Below are 2,961 nucleotides of genomic sequence, written 5' to 3'. Positions count from 1 at the left end.
GGAGGGGCAGCACCATCAGCAGGCGCTGACGCGCGGCCTTCATCCAGGCGAACAGGCCATCCATCGCGCCGAAGTCGCCAATGCCGAAGTCGGTCCGGGAACGCAGGGAGAAGAGGGGAAGCAGGAGACCGGAGAGCCGGCCAGGAGTGGACATGCGGCGCAATCTGCCCCAGCCACGGGCCGGTGTGAACTGCTGTCACCCAGGTGTTCACACGTGCCTGCTTGTTCAGCGCGCGGAGGTTGTCTGTTGAAAGTTGCGGCCGCGAGAATCGCTCGGCGGTGGACGGACACCCACCAGAGGTGGAAAGGACCGCACCCCATGAGCCCGCTCCCCCTGACCTTCTACGCCCGCCCCGCGCTGGAGGTGGCGCGCGACCTGCTGGGGACGCTGCTGGTGGTGGATGGGGTGAAGGGCCGGCGCGTGGGTCGCATCGTGGAGGTGGAGGCCTACCTGGGGGAGCACGACCTGGCGTGCCACTCCTCCAAGGGGCTCACCCCGCGCACGGAGGTGATGTTCGGGCCGGCGGGGCGCGCGTACATGTACCTCATCTATGGAATGCACCATTGCTTCAACGTGGTGACGGACTCGGAAGGGGTGGGGGCGGCCGTGCTGGTGCGGGCGGTGGAGCCGGTGGAGGACCTGTCCCCGGGCGAGCGCACGGACGGGCCGGGCCGGCTGTGCCGGGTGCTGGGGTTGAACCTGAACCACAACAAGCAGCGGCTGGATTCGGACGGGCTGCACCTGCTGCCGGGCACGCCGGTGCCGGACGCCGGGGTGGAGCGGGGGCCCCGGATTGGCGTGGAGTACGCCGGGGCGTGGGCCGCTGAACCCTTCCGGTTGTGGATCCGGGACAGTGGACACGTCAGTCGCTTCGTGTCCCGGGCGCCTCGCCGTCGGCCTTGACGCGGAACCCTCCGGCTGGTTGGGTGGGAAGCGTCATGTCCCACGACGCCCCCCAGGAAGATGACCGGCAGGAAGAAGACCGGCGGCTCCTGGCGCGGGCCCAGGACGGGGACGTTTCCGCCTTCGAGGCCCTGGTGGGCCTGCACCAGGACCGGGTGTACGGCCTGGCGCTGCGGATGACGCGCTCGGAGGCGGACGCGGCGGAAATCACCCAGGACACCTTCCTGTCCGCCTACCAGCACCTCAAGGACTTCCGGGGCGAGGCGGCCTTCGGGTCCTGGGTCCACCGCATCGCGGCGAACCACGCGCTCATGCGCCTGCGGCACCGCCGGGTGGCCCAGGCGGCGGAGGCGGAGCTCCAGACCCCTGAATTCACGGAGCGGGGCACCCTGGCGGACCAGCCCGTCACCGACTGGAGCCGGGACGCGGAGGAGAAGGCGCTGGACGCGGAGCTGGGGCAGGCCATCCAGCAGGCGACCGACCGGCTGCCCGAGGGGTATCGGGAAGTCTTCCTCTTGAAAGACGTGGACGGCCTCAGCTACGAACAGATCGCGGAAGTGACGGGGGACTCCATCCCCGCCATCAAGAGCCGCCTGCATCGGGCGCGGCTCGCGCTGCGAGAGGCCATCGACCTGTTCTACAACCGGGACAATCGCGGGGCGTGAAACCCCCAGGGCGCCTCGGCATCTTCGAACAGTAGCGAGGGGAGCCGCAGCCAGCCGAGGTTCGGATGTATACGTGCAAAGATTCCATCAACCTCCTGCTGGAATTCCTCGAGGGTGAGATGCCCGAGGAGGAGGCGCGGCACCTCCAGGAGCACCTGTCGGGCTGCAAGCCCTGTGAGGAGTTCATGAGCACCTACCGGGCGACTCCGGGGCTGTGCAAGCGCGCCATGGCGCTGCGCATGCCCAAGGAGGTCTCGTCGAAGCTGACCGAGTTCCTGCGCTCGAAGATCAAGTCCTGCTCGTGAACCTGAAATCCCTGTCGCTGCCGGAGCTGGAAGCGGCGCTCGCGCCGGCCCAGCCCTCTGCCACCGCGGTGCGCAAGGTGTTCGCGGGCGTCTTCGCCCATGCGCGGCCCACCGTGGACGCGGTCGCGCTGGCGCCCCAGGTGCCGCGCCGCGTAGGCGACCTGCTCCGGGCCCAGGCTGAAATGCCCTCCTTGAAGGTGGTGGAGCGGCGGCAGGCGGAGGACGGGTTCGTGAAGTACCTCTTCGAGTCGCCGCTGGGCGGCCGCATCGAAGCGGTGCGCATCCCCATCTTCGACGAGAAGTACGTCGTCTGCGTGTCCAGCCAGGTGGGCTGCGCGCTGGCGTGCGACTTCTGCATGACGGGCAAGCTGGGCTTCCAGCGCAACCTCCAGACCTGGGAGATTTTGGACCAGGTGATGCAGGTGCGCGCGGAGGCGGACCGGCGCGTGGGCGGCGTGGTGTTCATGGGGATGGGCGAGCCGCTGCTCAACTACAAGGAGACGCTGCGCGCGGCGCAGATCCTCTCCCACCCGGCCGGCTTCTCCATCTCCGGCACGGCCATCACCTTCTCCACCGCGGGGCACGTGCCGGCCATCCGGCGCTACACGCGCGAGGGGCACCCGTTCCGGCTGGCGTTCAGCGTGACGAGCGCCATCCCGGAGAAGCGCGCGAAGGTGCTCCCCATCGAGAAGACGCACCCGCTGCCGGAACTCATCGAGGCCATCCGCGAGTACAGCGAGGCGCGGCGGGAGCGGGCGATGATCGCCTACGTGGCCATCCAGGGCTTCAACCTGGGACGTGAGGACGCGGAGGCGCTGAAGGTCGCGTTCGAGGGCATCCCCATCAAGGTGGACCTCATCGACGTGACGGACCCCACGGGCAAGTACCTGCCGCCCACGGCGGAGGAGTTGAGCGCGTTTCGCGACCACCTCCAGATCCTCAAGGCGCCCATCGCGCGGCGCTATTCGGGCGGCAAGGAGATTGGCGCGGCGTGCGGCACGCTGGCGGCCAGTCAGTACGGCGGCACGGTGCTGCCGACGCCGGTGGTGACGCCTCCCCGCTAGTTTCCGCCCTTCCGGCCTCGGGC

The 2,961-nt window shown here is 69.3% G+C and carries 5 protein-coding genes; 4 read left to right on the top strand and 1 reads right to left on the bottom strand.

The genetic code is table 11. The features are described 5' to 3' along the window. On the bottom strand, positions 1–154 hold a 154-nt coding region (locus tag D7Y13_RS48880; RefSeq protein ID WP_147452622.1), incomplete at its 3' end, for a 4-alpha-glucanotransferase. A 165-nt stretch (positions 155–319) separates the two neighbouring features. Between D7Y13_RS48880 and D7Y13_RS40400 the strand changes: the two genes are divergently transcribed. The 4 genes from D7Y13_RS40400 to D7Y13_RS40385 all read left to right on the top strand — a co-directional run bounded on the left by D7Y13_RS40400 (position 320) and on the right by D7Y13_RS40385 (position 2,938). Continuing rightward, entirely contained in the window at positions 320–904 is a 585-nt protein-coding gene (locus D7Y13_RS40400) for a DNA-3-methyladenine glycosylase (protein WP_120582350.1), read from the top strand. A gap of 35 nt (positions 905–939) precedes the next feature. Continuing rightward, entirely contained in the window at positions 940–1,569 is a 630-nt protein-coding gene (locus D7Y13_RS40395; protein ID WP_120531394.1) for an RNA polymerase sigma factor, read from the top strand. A gap of 65 nt (positions 1,570–1,634) precedes the next feature. Beyond that, on the top strand, positions 1,635–1,874 hold the full coding sequence (locus D7Y13_RS40390; protein WP_120531393.1) for an anti-sigma factor family protein: 240 nt from the start codon (positions 1,635–1,637) through the stop codon (positions 1,872–1,874). After that, entirely contained in the window at positions 1,871–2,938 is a 1,068-nt protein-coding gene (locus D7Y13_RS40385; protein ID WP_120582349.1) for a radical SAM protein, read from the top strand. Before D7Y13_RS40390 ends, D7Y13_RS40385 begins: the two co-directional genes overlap by 4 nt. Positions 2,939–2,961 lie beyond the last annotated feature (23 nt).

The sequence above is a fragment of the Corallococcus praedator genome (genome assembly GCF_003612125.1).
GTDB lineage: Bacteria > Myxococcota > Myxococcia > Myxococcales > Myxococcaceae > Corallococcus > Corallococcus praedator.
Note: the sequence above shows the minus strand (reverse complement) of the source record. Positions and strands in the feature narration are given on the sequence as shown.

What these genes read in the sequence shown, in the direction of transcription:
- D7Y13_RS40400 (WP_120582350.1), top strand. Translation starts at nt 320, where the DNA reads ATGAGCCCGCTCCCCCTGACCTTCTACGCCCGCCCCGCGCTGGAGGTG.
- D7Y13_RS40390 (WP_120531393.1), top strand. Translation starts at nt 1,635, where the DNA reads ATGTATACGTGCAAAGATTCCATCAACCTCCTGCTGGAATTCCTCGAG.
- D7Y13_RS40395 (WP_120531394.1), top strand. Translation starts at nt 940, where the DNA reads ATGTCCCACGACGCCCCCCAGGAAGATGACCGGCAGGAAGAAGACCGG.